The 2844-nt window shown below is 69.5% G+C and carries 3 protein-coding genes; 2 read left to right on the top strand and 1 reads right to left on the bottom strand.

From position 1 onward, the window contains the following. Positions 1-412 precede the first annotated feature (412 nt). On the top strand, positions 413-832 hold the full coding sequence (locus tag ACRDPS_RS22475) for a pyridoxamine 5'-phosphate oxidase family protein (protein WP_431503889.1): 420 nt from the start codon (positions 413-415) through the stop codon (positions 830-832). Here the strand turns inward: ACRDPS_RS22475 and ACRDPS_RS22470 are convergent. After that, positions 777-1913: an NAD(P)-binding domain-containing protein gene (locus tag ACRDPS_RS22470; protein WP_431503888.1), complete on the bottom strand. Its 1137-nt coding sequence runs from the start codon at positions 1911-1913 to the stop codon at positions 777-779. The two genes, ACRDPS_RS22475 and ACRDPS_RS22470, sit on opposite strands and share 56 nt — an antisense overlap. Positions 1914-2066: 153 nt before the next feature. Here ACRDPS_RS22470 and ACRDPS_RS22465 point away from each other — a divergent pair. Continuing rightward, positions 2067-2844: cytochrome P450 (locus ACRDPS_RS22465; RefSeq protein ID WP_431503887.1), on the top strand; the 778-nt coding region annotated here is incomplete at its 3' end.

Genomic DNA, 2844 nt, shown 5'->3' with positions numbered 1-2844 from the left:
GAGATCCGCCGCATCCTCAAGCGCTACACCACCCGACAGCTCTACCGCACCCTCAACACAGCTTGACAAACATAGAAGCGTCTTTTCTCGATGGGTCCCGGTGTCCAGGACCGCGCAGCGGCCGGCGCAGCCGGCGGGCCGCAGGCCCGTCCTTGACTCCGGGGTCCATCGAGAACACCCTCCAGAAAGGGTCGGCGGCCCACACCAACCCGCCGGAGCGAACGTTCCGGCAGGGAGGTCTCGACAAGCTCGACCACCGGGGCAGGGAGGTCTCGACAAGCTCGACCACCAGGGCAGGGAGGTCTCGACAAGCTCGACCCCCGAAGACGAGGCGGTCTCGACAAGCTCGACCCCAGAACCACGAGATCGAAATCGATCGCCCCCAGAACCCCGAGAGACGTACGGTCAAAACATGGCAATCCCACTCGCAGACCGCGAAGAGCTCCTGACCCAACCCCTGATCGCAGCGCTCTCGGTAAGCAGAGAAGACGGAAGAGGACCGCTGACGGTGCCGATCTGGTACGACTACACCCCCGGCGGCGAAGCCTGGTTCGTTACCGGTAAGGACTCACTGAAGGCCAGACTGATCGGCGCAGCCGGACGGTGCACGTTGATGGTCGAGCGGCTCGACCCGACGATCCGCTACGTTTCGCTGGAGGGACCGGTGCGGATCGCGGATGCCGCCGAGGGCGACATGGAGGCGATGGCGCGCAGATACCTTCCGCCCGAGGCCGTGGGGCCTTACCTGGCAGAGGCCGCGAACTACCCGCCCGAGGTCACGGTCCGGCTGACGCCGGAGCACTGGTTCTCGGCCGATCTCGGCGCGATATAGCGGGCCCCTCACTTACCTGCCGCTGCACAGCGAGAGCGGCGGCCCGGCCGGCGCGGCTGGCACCGATGGTGCTCGCCGACGGGCCGTAACCGACGAGCTGGACCCGCGGGTCGTACGCAGCGGTGACGGCGGTCTGCACGTCAGCGGATCCGCGCAGCAACGGGATGCCGCCGTGCTCGCTGCGCAGCCGAAGCGGTGCGAGGTGGGTGACGGCGGGCCGGAACCCGGTGGCCCACAGGATCGCGTCGACAGGCTCGTACGCAGCCTCGCCGTCCGCGAGCGGACCGGACCACCGCACCCCGTACGGCTCGATGCGGGTGAACATCGGTCGCCGGCGCTCGTAGACGCCGAGCCCCGCGGCCACCTGCTCCTGCGGGCGGAGCGAGAGCCCGGTGACGCTGACGACGCTCGCCGGCGGAAGGCCCGCCTCGACCCGCTCGGCCACCATCGCGACCGCCTCCCGCCCCCGCGAAGCGTCGAAGTCGGAGCGCCACACCGGCTCCCGGCGAGTCACCCACAGCACCGAGGTCACCGGAGCGAGCTCACCGAGGAACTGCACCGCCGAGGCTCCCCCGCCCACCACCAGCACCCGCTTGCCTCGGAAGTGCGAAGCGCCCGGGTAGTCGTGGGTGTGCACCTGCTCGCCGAGGAAGGTCTCGGCCCCCGGATACCGGGGCACGAACGGCCGCGTCCACGTCCCGGTCGCGTTCACGAGCGTGCGGGTGAGCCAGGTCCTGCCGTCCGCGGAGTGCACGGCCAAGAGCCCGCCGACCTCGGTCACCGACGTCACCCTCACCGGGCGGACCACCGGGAGATCGTGCGAGGTCTCATAGCTGCCGAACCAGCTGGGCACGGCCAGGTTCGCCCTCTCACCCGAGCCACCGGGCGCCAGGCCGTCGGGCAGATCGGCCACGCCGTGGACGTCGTGCATCGTCAGCGAGTCCCAGCGGTGCTGCCAGGCGCCACCGGGGCGCGGCTCCGCGTCGAGCACGACGTGACGTACGCCGAGCCTGTTGAGGTGGTAGGACGCCGACAGACCCGCCTGACCGGCGCCGATCACGACCGACTCGTAGCTCTCCACGCAGATCACAACACCGCGATGCCCCCATCCATGCCCGGCGGCGACGCCCAGCCACTGGAACGAACACCTGCGGGAACACGTTCTAGTTGACTAGCCTCAGCAGAGTCACTCGGGACCGGGAGGTCAGACATGAGGTCAGGCATGAGGTCAGGCATGGTGAGCCACGCACCGACCGAGGCGCGACGCGAGATCCCGCCGCTCGCACCGGGCGACCACGGCCTCCCCTGGGTCGGCAGGCTGCTGGACTACTCCCGCGACCCGACCGGGTTCTACCGACACCAGTGGGAGACGTACGGACCGGTCTCGCCGTTCTTCCGCGCCGGCGAGTCCGGCGTGGTCGTGCTCGGACCGGACGCGTGCGAGACGGTGCTGCGCAACAAGGACAAGGCGTACGCCAACGGCCCGGCGTGGGGTCAGATCGTCGGCCCCTTCTTCGACCGCGGCCTGATGCTGCTCGACTTCGGCGAGCACCACGCCCACCGCCGCATCATGCAGGAGGCGTTCACGCGCGACCGGCTCGCTGCGTACACGACCGCGATGCACCCGGCGATCGAGCAGGGCATGCGGACCTGGGCCGAGACACCGCGGTTCAGGGCCTACCCGAGGCTCAAGCAGCTCACCCTCGACATCGCCACCGACATCTTCATGGGCGGCGCGGCCGAGACCAGCCGGGCCCAGATGGAGCGGGTCAACCGGGCGTTCATCGCCTGCGTCCAGGCGGCAGCAGGAGTCGTACGTGGCGACGTGCCGTTGACCCGCTGGGGCCGGGCGTTCCGCGGGCGGAAGGTGCTCGAGCACTTCCTGCGTCACTATCTCCCCGCCAGACGGGCCGAGCAGACCGGCGACATCTTCTCGGTGCTGTGCCACATCGAGACCGAGGACGGCGAGCGGTTCAGCGACGAGGACGTCATCAACCACATGATCTTCTTGA

The organism is Nocardioides sp., from assembly GCF_050699375.1.
In the GTDB taxonomy this organism is placed as follows: Bacteria; Actinomycetota; Actinomycetes; order Propionibacteriales; family Nocardioidaceae; genus Nocardioides.
Note: the sequence above shows the minus strand (reverse complement) of the source record. Positions and strands in the feature narration are given on the sequence as shown.

Coding starts and splice junctions, on each gene's coding strand:
- ACRDPS_RS22475 (WP_431503889.1), top strand. CDS start 413: ATGGCAATCCCACTCGCAGACCGCGAAGAGCTCCTGACCCAACCCCTG.